This is a genomic window from Chromobacterium sp. ATCC 53434, from assembly GCF_002848345.1.
In the GTDB taxonomy this organism is placed as follows: domain Bacteria; phylum Pseudomonadota; class Gammaproteobacteria; order Burkholderiales; family Chromobacteriaceae; genus Chromobacterium.
Genome location: NZ_CP025429.1, coordinates 3,576,809 through 3,589,709, shown reverse-complemented (window position 1 = coordinate 3,589,709; position 12,901 = coordinate 3,576,809). Strand labels below are relative to the sequence as shown.

The 12,901-nt window shown below is 62.6% G+C and carries 10 protein-coding genes; 6 read left to right on the top strand and 4 right to left on the bottom strand.

The annotated features are described in order from the left end of the window. Positions 1-18 precede the first annotated feature (18 nt). A complete protein-coding gene (locus tag CXB49_RS15865; protein ID WP_101709300.1) occupies positions 19-903 on the bottom strand; it encodes an alpha/beta fold hydrolase in 885 nt (294 codons plus the stop codon). Positions 904-1,273: 370 nt separating this feature from the next. On the opposite strand from CXB49_RS15865, the gene CXB49_RS15860 reads away from it, so the two are divergent. From CXB49_RS15860 to CXB49_RS15840, 5 genes are all read left to right on the top strand, one after another. After that, the gene (locus tag CXB49_RS15860; RefSeq protein WP_101706528.1) at positions 1,274-2,320 is read left to right on the top strand and encodes an IS630 family transposase; all 1,047 of its coding nucleotides are present in this window, start codon (positions 1,274-1,276) and stop codon (positions 2,318-2,320) included. A 464-nt stretch (positions 2,321-2,784) separates the two neighbouring features. Next, the gene (locus CXB49_RS15855; RefSeq protein ID WP_101709299.1) at positions 2,785-3,309 is read left to right on the top strand and encodes a fimbrial protein; all 525 of its coding nucleotides are present in this window, start codon (positions 2,785-2,787) and stop codon (positions 3,307-3,309) included. Between the two features lie 70 nt (positions 3,310-3,379). Continuing rightward, entirely contained in the window at positions 3,380-4,129 is a 750-nt protein-coding gene (locus CXB49_RS15850) for a molecular chaperone (protein WP_101709298.1), read from the top strand. A gap of 53 nt (positions 4,130-4,182) precedes the next feature. Then, the gene (locus CXB49_RS15845; RefSeq protein WP_233492827.1) at positions 4,183-6,759 is read left to right on the top strand and encodes a fimbria/pilus outer membrane usher protein; all 2,577 of its coding nucleotides are present in this window, start codon (positions 4,183-4,185) and stop codon (positions 6,757-6,759) included. 44 nt (positions 6,760-6,803) lie between these two features. Beyond that, a complete protein-coding gene (locus CXB49_RS15840; RefSeq protein WP_101709296.1) occupies positions 6,804-7,769 on the top strand; it encodes a fimbrial protein in 966 nt (321 codons plus the stop codon). A 72-nt stretch (positions 7,770-7,841) separates the two neighbouring features. Here CXB49_RS15840 and CXB49_RS15835 read toward each other — a convergent pair whose 3' ends face one another. The 3 genes from CXB49_RS15835 to CXB49_RS15825 all read right to left on the bottom strand — a co-directional run bounded on the left by CXB49_RS15835 (position 7,842) and on the right by CXB49_RS15825 (position 11,809). Next, the gene (locus tag CXB49_RS15835) at positions 7,842-8,144 is read right to left on the bottom strand and encodes a hypothetical protein (RefSeq protein WP_101709295.1); all 303 of its coding nucleotides are present in this window, start codon (positions 8,142-8,144) and stop codon (positions 7,842-7,844) included. Positions 8,145-8,543: 399 nt separating this feature from the next. Then, positions 8,544-10,160 carry an MFS transporter gene (locus CXB49_RS15830; protein WP_101709294.1) on the bottom strand — a complete coding sequence of 539 codons (1,617 nt, stop codon included), beginning with the start codon at positions 10,158-10,160 and terminating at the stop codon, positions 8,544-8,546. Further along, complete coding sequence (locus tag CXB49_RS15825) at positions 10,157-11,809, bottom strand: GMC family oxidoreductase (RefSeq protein ID WP_101709293.1); 1,653 nt, start codon at positions 11,807-11,809, stop codon at positions 10,157-10,159. The genes CXB49_RS15830 and CXB49_RS15825 overlap by 4 nt, the downstream gene beginning before the upstream one ends. A gap of 132 nt (positions 11,810-11,941) precedes the next feature. Here CXB49_RS15825 and CXB49_RS15820 point away from each other — a divergent pair, with 132 nt between their 5' ends. Further along, complete coding sequence (locus CXB49_RS15820) at positions 11,942-12,898, top strand: LysR family transcriptional regulator (protein ID WP_233492826.1); 957 nt, start codon at positions 11,942-11,944, stop codon at positions 12,896-12,898. Positions 12,899-12,901: the final 3 nt, after the last annotated feature.

The window sequence follows — 12,901 nt, the reverse complement described above, 5'->3', positions numbered from 1 at the left end:
GCCCGCGGGCCGGCTTTTTCATGCCTGCGCGCCGGCGAGGTCGGACGACAGAAAGCGTTCGACCACCGCGGCAAGCGCCTCCGGCCTGTCCCACTGGATCATGTGGCCGGCGTCGGCGATGGTGGCTTCATCCAGCTTGGCGAAGCAGGCGCGGCGCTGATCCAGAGTGTCCATCACGCCGCTGATGGCCGGATGGCCCGACGACTGTCCGCCTATCACCCACAGCACCGGCGCGGTGATGCGGCGCCAGCACTCCATCGCCTCCTCCAGCCGGTACAGCACCGGATTGACCATTTTATGGCGCGGATCGGCGCGATAGCGGACGCCGCCGTCGCAGGGGCTTGTCAGCTCGCCGGCCAGCCAGCGCGCGCGCTCCGGCGTCAGCAACGGGTTGCGGGCCTGCAGTTTTTCCGCCACTTGCGGCAAGCCGTCCAGCGGCTCGAAAGCCATGGTCTGGGCGGTTTCCCGCAACCAGCGGGCATAGCGGCCAGGCGCCTCGGCCGGCCGGGTGGGATTCAGGCCGAATCCTTCGACCAGCGCCAGCTTGTCGATGCGCTGCGGCCGGATGCCGGCGTAGAGCCCGGCGATCATCGCGCCCATGCTGTGTCCCAGCAGCTTGACCGGCCGTTGCGGCGACAGCTGCTGCAATAAATCGTCCAGGTCGGCCAGATAGTCGGGAAAGAAATAGCTGCCTTCGTTCCACTGGCTGTCGCCGAATCCCCGCCAATCGGGCGCCACCACCTGCCACTCGCCGGCCAGCGCGTCGACCATGAATTGAAAGGTGGCCGAGCTGTCCATCCAGCCATGCAGCAGGACCAGCAAAGGGGCGTGGTCCGCGCCCCAGCGGCGCACGTGGTAACGGCGTTGGTTGACCGCCAGGTACTGGCAGGAGGGAGGCGTCATGGCGTTCAAAGCCCGGGATGCGTGAAGCTGATCAGTTTAAACGCATGGCGGGAGAGTGGGTAGAGCAGCGGTGGAGGATGCTGCTTATTTGTCATTCAAAATGACTACGTCATGTATTCTGGGGTTTCATTTGGAATTTGGTAGCGATATTTAACTTTTAATTTAATATGTTATCAGATTGATGCATTAATGAGACAGATGAACACAGTTGTGAGTACACGAGATTTTTTCATTAAAACCCTTTGTTGTCAGTGATTTAATGTGGATTTAATGCCGATTTTCTGCGGGGGGATGTGTTGAAAGTTATGTTTTGTTTGATTTAACCTATTAATCCGGCAGTAATAATCCGTACAGATTGTATACTTCCGGCATGGAAAAAATCGATGTGCGCAAGCTTGAACTGGCCGCCCGTGAGCAGCTGAGGCGTACCGCTATCCGGATGTACAAGCGAGGCCGGTCTCAAGCCAGTATTGCCGAAGAACTCGGGCTGCGCCGCCCCACCATTTCCGCCTGGGTGGTGCGTGAGGCAGCACTAGGTGCGCAGGGATTCAAAGAACAGAAGCGCGGTCGCGCCGAAGGCACCGGCCGTCGGCTGACCGAGGCGCAGGAAGCCCGGATCAAGCAGGACATCGTGGATCGCACGCCAGACCAGATGAAGCTGAGGTTTGCCCTGTGGAGTGCTCAGGCGGTCAAGGCTGTAATCAAGCAGATGTTTCTGATCGATCTGCCGATCCGTACTGTCCGTCTGTACTTGGCCCGCTGGGGCTTTACGCCGCAGCGCCCGCTCAAACGCGCTTATGAGCAGCGACCGGCAGCAGTCGAGAAATGGCTCAAGGAGGAATACCCGGCTATCGTCGCGCGTGCCAAAGCGGAAATGGCTGAAATCAGCTGGGGCGACGAATCGGCGGTGTCGAGTGTTGAGCACTTTCCGCGTGGCTACGCCCCAAAAGGCCAAACCCCAGTTCTGGTGTTATCCCAATCGAAAAGAGCGCGCATCAACTTGATTTCGGCCATTACCAACCAAGGCAAGATGCGCTTCATGCTGTACCGGGAGACCTTGACGGCCCGGGTGCTGATCAAGTTTCTGATGCGGCTGATCCGTGATGCTGGCGGCAAGAAGGTGTTCTTGATCCTCGACAACTTGCGCGTGCATCACAGCAAGCTGGTGCAAGCATGGTTGGAGGAGGAAGAGAACAAGAAGGCGATTGAGTTGTTCTTCCTGCCCAGCTACTCACCGGAACTGAACCCGGATGAATACTTGAACGGCGACCTGAAGGCCAGAATGAGCGCAGGTGAGCCGGTTCGATCAGACGGTCAACTTCAAGGGAAAGTGCTGTCCCATTTACGCTCATTGCAGAAGCAGCCGGCCAGAATCCGGTCGTACTTCCGGCATGAAAAAATCCGCTACGCGGCATGAGCTTTCTGTACGGTATTTGACTGCCGGATTAATAGCATTGCCATCGCATCCAACCGCGCTGCAAGAGGCTTCCTGTAACGGCTCATCGCTTCGTCAGGACGTGATGGAAGCTGAGCACTGTCCAGCCATGGCATGGTGAAAGGACGCCGCAGCAGCGGCCCCATCGTCAGTCCCCAGGTTTGCCGCCCGCCTGTTTTTTTAATCTGAGTGATGAATGACTTCAGATAGACATGACCATATTTGATGTTATTTGTTGAATCTTTTTAAATTAAAACAAGCTTTCGGGCTGGCGAGGCTTGGATGCTGGACCGGATTCGGTACCGGAGCATCTCGAACACGGGCAGGAGTCACAGGGTCGCCGAAGATGCCTTGACGTGTCGGACGCCTCTTCGAACTGCTGCCCAGCCAGGGTAGGCAAGCGGGCAAACAAATGTACTGCCTGCAATTTCAATGGAGATTTTTTAATGAAACAAGTCGTAACCGCAGCATTGATCGGCCTGGGCGTATATTCTTCCGGCGCAATGGCCTCCGATGGCAAGATCACCGTCACTGGAAACGTCGTGGCTCAGACCTGCACCATCGCTGGCACTTCCGGCCAGAACGTCACGGTGACCCTGCCGACCGTCGGCACCTCCTCGTTGGCCACCGCTGGCCAGACCGCAGGCTCCACGCCGTTTGCGATCAATCTGAGCAACTGCCCGTCCGGTCTGAAGAACGCGCAGACCCGTTTCGAAGTGGGCCCGACCGTCGACTCCGCTTCCGGCAACCTGCTGAACAGCACCGGCACCGGTTCGGCCACCAATGTTGAAGTTCAGCTGCTGAACAACAGCTATAGCGCCATCAATCTGAACAACAACTCCAACTCCCAAGTTGTGCCGATCAGCGGCGGCTCCGCCACGATGAGCTACTACGCCCAGTACATCGCGACCGGCGCTGCCGGCGCGGGCGCGGTGAATACCAGCGTCCAGTACTCGATGACCTACCAATAAGCGGCACGATGCGGCTGGCGGCGCGAAATGCGCCGCCAGCCGGTATTTTTGGAATAAGGGCAGTGGGCAAATGAGACAAGCGATGTGGAGTGGGGCTGTCGCGCTGGCCGTGGCGAGTTCGCTATGGGCTGGCGGCGCTTCCGCGGGCGTGGTGATTTCCGGGACCCGGGTGGTGTACAAGGCAGAAGATCGTGAAGTGACCGTCAAGATCAACAACCCCGGCAAGGATCCGTCGCTGGTGCAGGTATGGGCCGATAGCGGCAACGAGAAATCCGTTCCGAATACGGCGGACGCGCCTTTCCTGATCATGCCGCCGATTTTCCGTGTCGATCCGACGAAAGGGCAGACCCTGCGACTGACCTTCACCGGAGCCGACCTGCCGAAGGAGCGCGAGTCGGTATTCTGGCTGAACGTGCTGGACGTGCCGCCGCTGCCCAAGGCCGGCAATGAGCAGCGCAATTTCATGCAAGTGGCCTTCCGTTCCCGCATCAAGTTGTTCTACCGTCCCGCCGGCCTGCCGGGCACATCGGACGACGCCGCCGACAAGCTTTCCTGGTCTTTGCTGCCGCAGGCCGGCGGCAGGGGCTATATGCTGCGCGCCACCAATCAGGCCGCCTATCACGTCTCCTTGAACCGGGCGACTCTGCTGGTAGGCAAGCACGAGTATGAAACCGACGGCGGCATGGTTCCGCCGGGCGGCACCCACGACTTTGCGCTGAAGGATCTGAAGTCCAGGCCTGAGGGTAGCGTGAAGCTCAATTACGAGAGCATCAACGACTATGGTGCTCCGGTCGCGCATAGCGTGTCTTTGGCTCACTGAACATGCACCCGCGCCAGCCAGTTCCGCATGCATTCCCAGGATTCAATCCAGCCATGAAGCGCTTGATGACTCGACAGCCCAAGCAACGACGGGATATCAGCCCGCTCGGCTTGCTGATTTGCGGCTGGTTCGGCAGCCAGGCTGCTTGGGCCGGTTCGACTGGGGCTGAGGCTGCCGAACAGGGCGACGTGCAGTTCAATCCGGTATTCATCAACCAGAATTCCAATGGGCAACAGGTAGATCTCTCCCGCTTCAACCAGAGGGGCGGCGCCTTTCCCGGCAATTACCGGGCCGACGTCTATGCGAACACAACCTGGATCGGCCGTCGCGACGTGCAGATGAAGGATCTGGGGGACGGCAGGGTGCTGGCCTGTTTCAACCGGGCGATGTTGGACGATCTGGGTGTGGACTTCTCCCGTGTGGCGGAGTCCTCCGGCGTGCCGCGGCGCGACGAGTCCGGCCGTTGCGTCGACATCGCCGCCGTCGTGCCCGGCGCGTTTTCCAGCTTCAACAGCGCGGATCTGCGGCTCGACGTCAGCATTCCGCAGAAATATCTGCGAGCCAAGGCGCGAGGCTATGTCGCGCCGGAGTACTGGGATGCGGGCGCGCCGTTTGCCGGCTTCCTGAACTACAACGCCAACGGCTACCGCTATGACAATGGCGGTTCCGGCACGTCAAGCCAGTACTATTTTGGCGCCAACGCCGGCCTGAACATAGGCCTGTGGCGGTTCCGCTATAACGGCTCGCTGACCCAGCAGGACAATGGCAACGGTCAGCGTCAGCGCCAATATCAAAGCACTTCGGCTTATACGCAGCGCGATATGACGGACTGGCACGCGGTGCTGACCCTGGGCGATTATTTCACGCCTTCCGATTTGTTCAGCAGCGCGCCGTTCCGCGGCGTCCAGCTGAGTTCTGACGACCGGATGCTGCCGGAATCGCTGCAAGGCTACGCGCCGGTGGTGCGCGGCGTGGCCGAGACCAATGCCAAGGTGTCCATTCGTCAGAATGGCAACCTGATTTACGAAAACGTGGTGCCGCCGGGCGAATTCAGCATCGACGATCTCTACAACACCGGGTTCGCCGGCGATCTGGAAGTGACGGTCACCGAGGCGGACGGCCGCGTGCGCAAATTCATCGTGCCCTACGCCGCCGTGCCCCAGCTGTTGCGCGACGGTCAATCCCGCTACGCCGTCACCGCCGGTCAATGGCGCGACGACACGCTGAGCAAGCTCCCCGAGTTCGTGCAGGCGACCTACCAGCGCGGCATCAGCAATAGTCTGACCTTGTACGGCGGCCTGATCGTCGCCGATCACTACCAGTCGGCGCTGTTCGGTTCCGGCATCAACACGCGCTGGGGCGCGTTGGCGCTGGACGTGACCCAATCCTGGGCCGATCAGCTGCCGTACAACGCCAGCGCCGGCGGCATGCAGGGCCAGAGCTACCGCGTCACCTATAGCAAGTTGATGGAGTCGACGCGCACCAACTTCACCGTCGCCGCCTATCGCTTTTCCACGGCGGGCTTTCTCGAGCTGCGCGATTATGCCAGCCTGATCAACCAGGTCGGCACGCTTTCCTCGGCGAAGAACCGGTTCCAGCTCAATGCCGATCAGCCGCTGGGCGATGGCCGCGGACGGCTGTTCTTCACCGGCACCTCCCAGGATTACTGGAACCAGCAGGGCCGAGACATGACCTATCAGCTTGGTTACAGCAACAGCTTCAAGTCGGTCAGCTTGAGCCTGTCGGCCGGCCGTACCAAGGATTCGAGCGGGCGCGCCGTCAACCAGTACATGTTGAGCCTGTCGATGCCGCTGGGCCGCGAGCCGTATTCTCCGTTGCTGAGCAGCAGCGTCAGCAGCAGCAGCGATCGCAGCGGCAGCGCGCAGCTCAGTCTGAGCGGCACAACGGGCGATCTGCGCAATTTCAGCTACAACGTCTACGCCGGCGCCAACCGCGACGGCACGGGGGGCAGCAACAGCAACGGCGGCGGCAGCGTGCAGTACGCGACCTCGGTGGCCACGTTCACCGCTGGCGCGAGCACCAGCGGCAGCACCTCGCAGGCCAACGCTGGCATCAGCGGCGCGCTGGTGTTCCATCCGGGCGGCGTGACCCCGGCGCAGTCGCTGGGCGAGTCCTTCGCCGTCGTCGAGGCGCCTGGCGCGGCGGGCGCTTCGGTGAGCAATACCAATGGGGTGCGCGTCAACGACAGCGGTTATGCCGTGGTGTCGTCGCTAATGCCTTACCGCCAGAATGAAATCACGCTGGATCCCAAGGGCATGAGCCAGGATGTGGAATTGCAGGAAACCAGCGTGCAGGACGCGCCGCGCGCCGGCGCCATCGTCATGCTGAAATTCAATACCCAGCAGGGCAAGCCGGTGATCGTGACGCTGACGCGGCCGGACGGCAGCCATCTGCCGGTCGGCGCGACGATAGGCGACGGCGATGGCGACGACTTTCTTACGATGGTGGGACAGGGCGGACGCGCCTTCCTGCGCGGCATGGAAGACAAGCCGTTGACGGTCAGCTGGGGCAGCGAGCGGGATCAACAATGCCGCTTCCGCTATCGATTGCCGCAGCAGACGAACGATGCGGTCTATATGCGGACGGATGCGGTTTGCGCGCCGCTGTGAGGCCTGGAGCGGGCTGCGGAAATACCTGGGAAAGCGATAGCACGATGAATAAACTGATTTGCCGCGGATTGTACGGATGGCTGCTGGCGCTGCTGATGGCGATGCCGCTGACCAGCCACGCGCTGGGCTGCTGGAATGGGAGCAACAGCGCCGGCAGCGTCACGTCGACGTTCACATTGCCGAGCAATCTGTATGTCGCCGCCAATGCGCCGGTCGGAACCATCATTTGGCAGTCGCCGTTGCAGAATCTGAGCCTGTATTGCTCGCAGAGCATAGGCGAGAATGTGTATTTCTGGGTGAATCCAAAGAGAGCGACGTTGGCGCCGGGCTTGCAGATCGGCATTATCTTCAATGGCCAGACCTATACGCAGAGCAGCGGAGCCATCAATACCGGCATTTATGTGCCGCAGGGCGGCTCGGTCACGACGACGCTGCCGTATTCCATCGTCTTGCTGAAAACGACCGGCGCGCCGTCCAGCGGCACCGCGACGATCAACCAGTACTCGGTGTTCCAGCTCGACGGCATCGGCGGCATCAACGCCAAGCCGAACATCAACTTCAATCAGCTGGTCAACGGCTCGCTGACTTTCACGCCGGGCGGCACCTGCAATCTGAGCGCGAACGGCCAGTACACGATTAATCTGCCGACCGTCGGCAGCAACCAGTTTCCGTCGGTGGGCAGCACGCTGGCGCGCAGCGCTTTCACCATCAGCGCCACCAATTGCTCGACCGGCGTGAATACGGCGACTTTCCGCTTCTCCGGCACCGCCGACGCGAATAATCCGGTGCTGTTCGCCAATACCGGCGGTTCGGCGCAGGGCATCGCCATCAATCTGGGCAGTTCGGCCGACTGGACCAATATCGGCGCCAACAACACCAACAATACCCGGGTGGTGAACGTGCAGTCGCAGTCGGCCCAGCTGGGACTGTTCGTCGAGTACATGCGCACGGCCACGGTGGTGCCGGGAAGCCTGCAGACGGCGATCACGATAGACATGCTGTACCAGTAGGCGAGCGTTCCGCCGCCGCATGAAAAAAGCCTTCGGCCGTTTTGGCCGAAGGCTTTTTTCATCGTGTCGTGTCTAGTTGTAGACGATGGTAACCAGCTGCCCATCGCTATGGGTAGTGGTGTTGGCCATATTGACCGAAGCGATGCTCAGCGACTGGGTGTTGTCCATGCCGGAGCAGCTTTGACCGGACGCGATCTTGCGCGCGGCCTGGTATTGACGGGGATTGAGCGCGTAGCTCAGCAGATTGCTGCCGCTCTCGGCGCATGGTTCCTTGACGATGGAGCCATTGAAGCTGACGGTGCCGCCGTTGGATGCCAGGGCCAGACCGGACTGAAGAACGGCCAGCGCTGCCAGAGTAAGAATGACTTTCTTCATTTTTGTCTCTCCGTTGGCGATTCCGTGCGAGGACAGCCGTGGGCGGAATCTGTAAGCATTAATTTAAATTAATTTTGTTATATTCAACAAACGCTATTAAGCAAAGTATAGATGTGGGGATTGTAAATATCAATACTGTAATTGATTGTGTTATTTGTAATTTTTATTGAAAGATAAGGCGAGAAGTGACGCTAGGCTTGCCAGGTCTGCTTTTGGGGATGGGAGCCGAATATCTCATGTGATTTTTCTGCGAAATGCCGTAGGTAATTTATTGTTTTTGTGTGTGTTTAAATGGTTTTTTAACGAAAGGGCATGCTGAAGGAGCGGGGGATGGTGCCGGGGAGAGCGAGGGGCGTGTCGGGAGGATGGCCCCCGCGACGGCGGGGGCCGGGGATGGACTCAGCGCTGGTGAATGTCGTTGCGGAACGTTTCTTTCAGGAACAGCAGGCTCACCGTCAGGCTGACGACATAGACGACGATCGGATACCACAGGCCGTACAGGATGTCGCCGGTGTACACCACCAGCGAGAACGCCACTGTCGGCATCAGTCCGCCTATCCAGCCGTTGCCCAGATGGTAGGGCAGCGACATCGAGGTGTAGCGGATGCGGGTGGGAAACAGCTCCACCATCATCGCCGCCAGCGGGCCGTAGGTCAGCGCCGAGATTACCGACAACAGCACCAGCACCAGGATCACCATCGCGTGGTTGATCTTGGCCGGATCGGCCTTTTCCGGGTAGCCGGCGGTCTTCAGTGCCTGTTGCAGCGCCGGTTTGTCGAAGCCGTGCAGCACGGTGCCGCCGATGTGGATCTCGGTGGCGCCGGTCGGCGCGGCCTTTTGCTGGTAGGGCACGCCGTTCTTGGCCAGCAGCGCCTTGGCCTGGTCGCACGGCGTGTCGAGTTTGGCCTTGCCTATCGGGTCGAACTGGAAGTGGCAGCTGGCCGGATCGGCCACCACGGTCACCGGCGCGCGCGCCTGAGCGGCGGAGACGTCGGGATTGGCGTAGTCGGTCAGCCAGCGGAAGGCGGGGAAGGTCAGCGCCAGCCCCAGCACCAGGCCGGCGATCAGCACCGGCTTGCGGCCGATGCGGTCGGACAGGTGGCCGAAATACAGAAACAGCGGCGTGGTGATGATCAGCGACGCGATCAGCATCAGGTTGGCGGTCTGCGGGTCCACCTTCAGGATCTGGGTCAGGAAGAACAGCGAGTAGAACTGCGCGCAGTAGAAGGTGACCGCCTGGCCGCCGTTGAAACCGAACAGGGAAATCAGCACCAGCTTCAGATTGGCCCGGTTGCCGAACGATTCGCTGATCGGCGCCTTCGAGTGCTTGCCCTCGGCCTTCATTTTCAGGAAGGCCGGCGATTCCTGCATCGACAGCCGTATCCAGGTGGAGATGGCCAGCAGGAAGATGGACAAGAGGAAGGGCAGCCGCCAGCCCCAGTCGCCGAAGGCGTCGCCGGTCAGCTTGCGGCAGGCCAGGATCACCAGCAGCGACAGCAGCAGGCCGGCGCCGGCCGTGGTCTGTATCCAGCTGGTGTAGCCGCCGCGCCGATTGTCCGGCGCGTGTTCGGCCACGTAGATGGCGGCGCCGCCGTATTCGCCGCCTATCGCCAGACCCTGCAGCATGCGCAGCGATACCAGGATCAGCGGCGCGGCGATGCCCAGCGTCGCGTAGCCGGGCAGCATGCCGACCAGGAAGGTGGACAGGCCCATGATGACGATGGTGGCGAGGAAGGTGTATTTGCGGCCGACCATGTCGCCGAGGCGGCCGAACACCAGCGCGCCGAACGGCCGCACCAGGAAGCCGGCGGCGAAGGTCATCAGCGCGAAGATGAAGGCGGTGGTCTCGTTGACGCCGGCGAAGAACTGCTTGCCGATGATGGCGGCCAGCGCGCCGTACAGGAAGAAGTCGTACCACTCGAACACCGTGCCGAGCGACGAGGCCAGAATCACCTTGCGCTCGGCCCGGCTGATGCCGGCGGACGCGCCCGTCGGCGTTGCGATGCTGTTGCTCATGTCCAAGTCTCCTTTGCGGGTGTGGCCGGCATCCGTGCCGGTGCCGGCTGCGTGTTGTCCTGCGCGATCATCTGGGCCGCCCTGGAGGCGATCATCAGGGTGGGGCTGTTGGTGTTGCCGGAGGTGATGGTCGGCATGATGGAGGCGTCGGCGACGCGCAGGCCGCGGATGCCGTGCACCCTGAGCCGCTCGTCGACCACCGCCAGCGGGTCCCGGCCCATCTTGCAGGTGCCGACCGGGTGGAAGATGGTGGTGCCGATCAGGCCGGCAGCGTCGATCAGCTCGTCCTCGCTCTGGTACTGCAGGCCGGGGCGGTATTCTTCCGGCAGATAGCGCGACAGCGCCGGCGACGCGGCGATGCGGCGCGTCAGCCGGATGGCGGCGGCGGCGACGCGCCTGTCGTCCGGATGGCTGAGGTAGTTAGGCTGGATCCGCGGCGCGGCGGCCGGGTCGGCGCCGCCTATCGCCACCTGGCCGCGGCTGGCCGGCCGCAGCTGGCACACCGAGGCGGTGAAGGCGGGGAAGCGGTGCAGCGGCTCGCCGAAGCGTTCCAGCGACAGCGGCTGCACATGAAATTCCAGGTCGGGCGTCGCCGCGTCGGGCCCGCTGCGGGCGAAGGCGCCGAGCTGGCTGGGCGCCATGGCCAGCGGCCCGCTGCGTTTCCACAGGTATTCCCAGGCCATCGCCAGCTTGCCGCCCCAGCTGGCCGCGCGGCGGTTCAGCGTGGCGGCGTTCCTCACCTTGAATACCAGACGCAGCTGCAGGTGGTCCTGCAGATTGGCGCCGACGCCGGGCAGGATGTGGACGGGGGCGATGCCGTGTTCGGCCAGCAGCGCGGCCGGGCCGATGCCGCTGCGCTGCAGCAAAAGCGGCGAGCCGACGGCGCCGGCGGCGAGCACGATCTCGCCGCGGCAGCGCGCCTGTCGTCGCGCGCCCTGTTGCAGAAAAGAGATAGCGGCGGCGCGGCCGTTCTCCACGATCAGCTTTTCCGCCTCGGCGCTGGTCAGCACCGTCAGATTCGGCCGCCGGCTCACCGGGTGCAGGAAGGCGTGCGCGCTGCTCCAGCGCCAGCCGCCTTTCTGGTTGACCTCGAAATAGCCGCAGCCGGCGTTGTCGCCGGCATTGAAGTCGTCGACCGGGGCGATGCCCTGCTCGGCGGCGGCGGCGCGGAAGGCGTCCAGTATTTCCCAGGACAGCCGCTGCCTGTCCACCCGCCATTCTCCGCCGTGGCCGTGCAGCGGCCGCGCCGGGTCGTGGTGGTCTTCCATCGCGACGAAGTGGGCCAGCGCGTCGCGCCAGCCCCAGCCGGGATTGCCCAGCGCCTCCCAGCGGTCGTAGTCGGCGGCCTGGCCGCGCATATAGATCATGCCGTTGATGGCCGAGGAGCCGCCCAGCACCTTGCCGCGGGGATAGCCGAGCGAGCGGCCGCCCAGCCGGTCTTCCGGCGCGGTGCGGTAGCACCAGTCGGTGCGCGGATTGCCGATGCAGAACAAATAGCCGACCGGGATGCGTATCCACGGATAGTCGTCGCGGCCGCCGGCTTCCAGCAGCAGCACGCGCTTGTCGGGATCGGCGGACAGCCGATTGGCCAGCAGGCAGCCGGCGCTGCCCGCGCCGACGATGATGTAGTCGAATTCGCCGCTGAGCATGGAGAAATGCCCTGGTCATGTCGTTGTCGTAGTTTGCATCTAAACCGAAGCGGAAGCGGCTGGGAATAGCCAGCGGGAAACAACGTATGTTAATTTTTGAACAGCCGGCGGCGAAATGGCAGCCGTCATCGTGTGCAAACGCACAATGACCAGCGGGGGACGACGATGTTCGACTGGAACGATGTCCGCTATTTTCTGGCCTTGCAGCGCTGCGGCAAGTTGCTGGGGGCGGCGCGCCAGCTGGGCACCACCCATGCGACGGTGGCGCGCCATATCGCCGCGCTGGAGGCGGTGCTGGGCCAACCGCTGTTCGTCCAGCAGGCCGACGGCTACACGCTGACCGCCGCCGGACGCCAGTTGCTGCCGCTGGCGGAGTCGCTGGAGAACACCGCCTCGCAGATGCTGGACAGCGGCCGGCACGGCCATGCCGAGGTCAGCGGCCTGGTGCGGCTGGGCGCGCCGGAGGGCCTGGGCTCGCTGTTCCTGGCCCGCCATCTGCCGGCGCTGATGGCGCGTTACCCGGGCCTGGAGATCGACCTGGTGTCGGTGCCGCGCTTCGTCAGCATCACCAGCCGCGAGGTCGACATCGCGATCGCGCTGGAACGGCCCCAGGCCAATTTGGTGGTGACGCGCAAGCTGACCGACTACTGCCTGGGTCTGTACGCGACGCCGGCCTATCTGGCCGCGCATCCGGCGATACGCGAGCGCGAGGACCTGAACGGCCACGCGATCCTGGCCTATGTCGACGACCTGCTGTTCTCGCGCGAGCTGATGTTCCATCACGGCCTGTGCCGCAATCCCAGCATGCCGCTGCGCAGCACCAGCGTGGTGGCGCAGCGCGAGGCGGCGCTGGCCGACGGCGGCATCGTCGTGCTGCCGTATTACATGACTTGCGACGACGCGCGCCTGGCGCAGATCCTGCCGGAGGTGCGCATCATCCGTTCCTACTGGATCAGCGCCCGCAGCAATATCCGCCGTACGCTGCGCTACCGCGTGGTATGGGACTACGTGGTGGAGCTGTGCCAGCGCATGCAATGGTTGCTGTTGCAACAGCCAACTCAGCAAAACGAATCAATCGATGCGGGATAAGCT

Excerpts from the sequence above, each read along its gene's own strand:
- CXB49_RS15830 (WP_101709294.1), bottom strand. The coding sequence starts at position 10,160 with ATGAGCAACAGCATCGCAACGCCGACGGGCGCGTCCGCCGGCATCAGC.
- CXB49_RS15865 (WP_101709300.1), bottom strand. The coding sequence starts at position 903 with ATGACGCCTCCCTCCTGCCAGTACCTGGCGGTCAACCAACGCCGTTAC.
- CXB49_RS15835 (WP_101709295.1), bottom strand. The coding sequence starts at position 8,144 with ATGAAGAAAGTCATTCTTACTCTGGCAGCGCTGGCCGTTCTTCAGTCC.
- CXB49_RS15845 (WP_233492827.1), top strand. The coding sequence starts at position 4,183 with ATGAAGCGCTTGATGACTCGACAGCCCAAGCAACGACGGGATATCAGC.
- CXB49_RS15850 (WP_101709298.1), top strand. The coding sequence starts at position 3,380 with ATGAGACAAGCGATGTGGAGTGGGGCTGTCGCGCTGGCCGTGGCGAGT.
- CXB49_RS15840 (WP_101709296.1), top strand. The coding sequence starts at position 6,804 with ATGAATAAACTGATTTGCCGCGGATTGTACGGATGGCTGCTGGCGCTG.
- CXB49_RS15860 (WP_101706528.1), top strand. The coding sequence starts at position 1,274 with ATGGAAAAAATCGATGTGCGCAAGCTTGAACTGGCCGCCCGTGAGCAG.
- CXB49_RS15825 (WP_101709293.1), bottom strand. The coding sequence starts at position 11,809 with ATGCTCAGCGGCGAATTCGACTACATCATCGTCGGCGCGGGCAGCGCC.
- CXB49_RS15855 (WP_101709299.1), top strand. The coding sequence starts at position 2,785 with ATGAAACAAGTCGTAACCGCAGCATTGATCGGCCTGGGCGTATATTCT.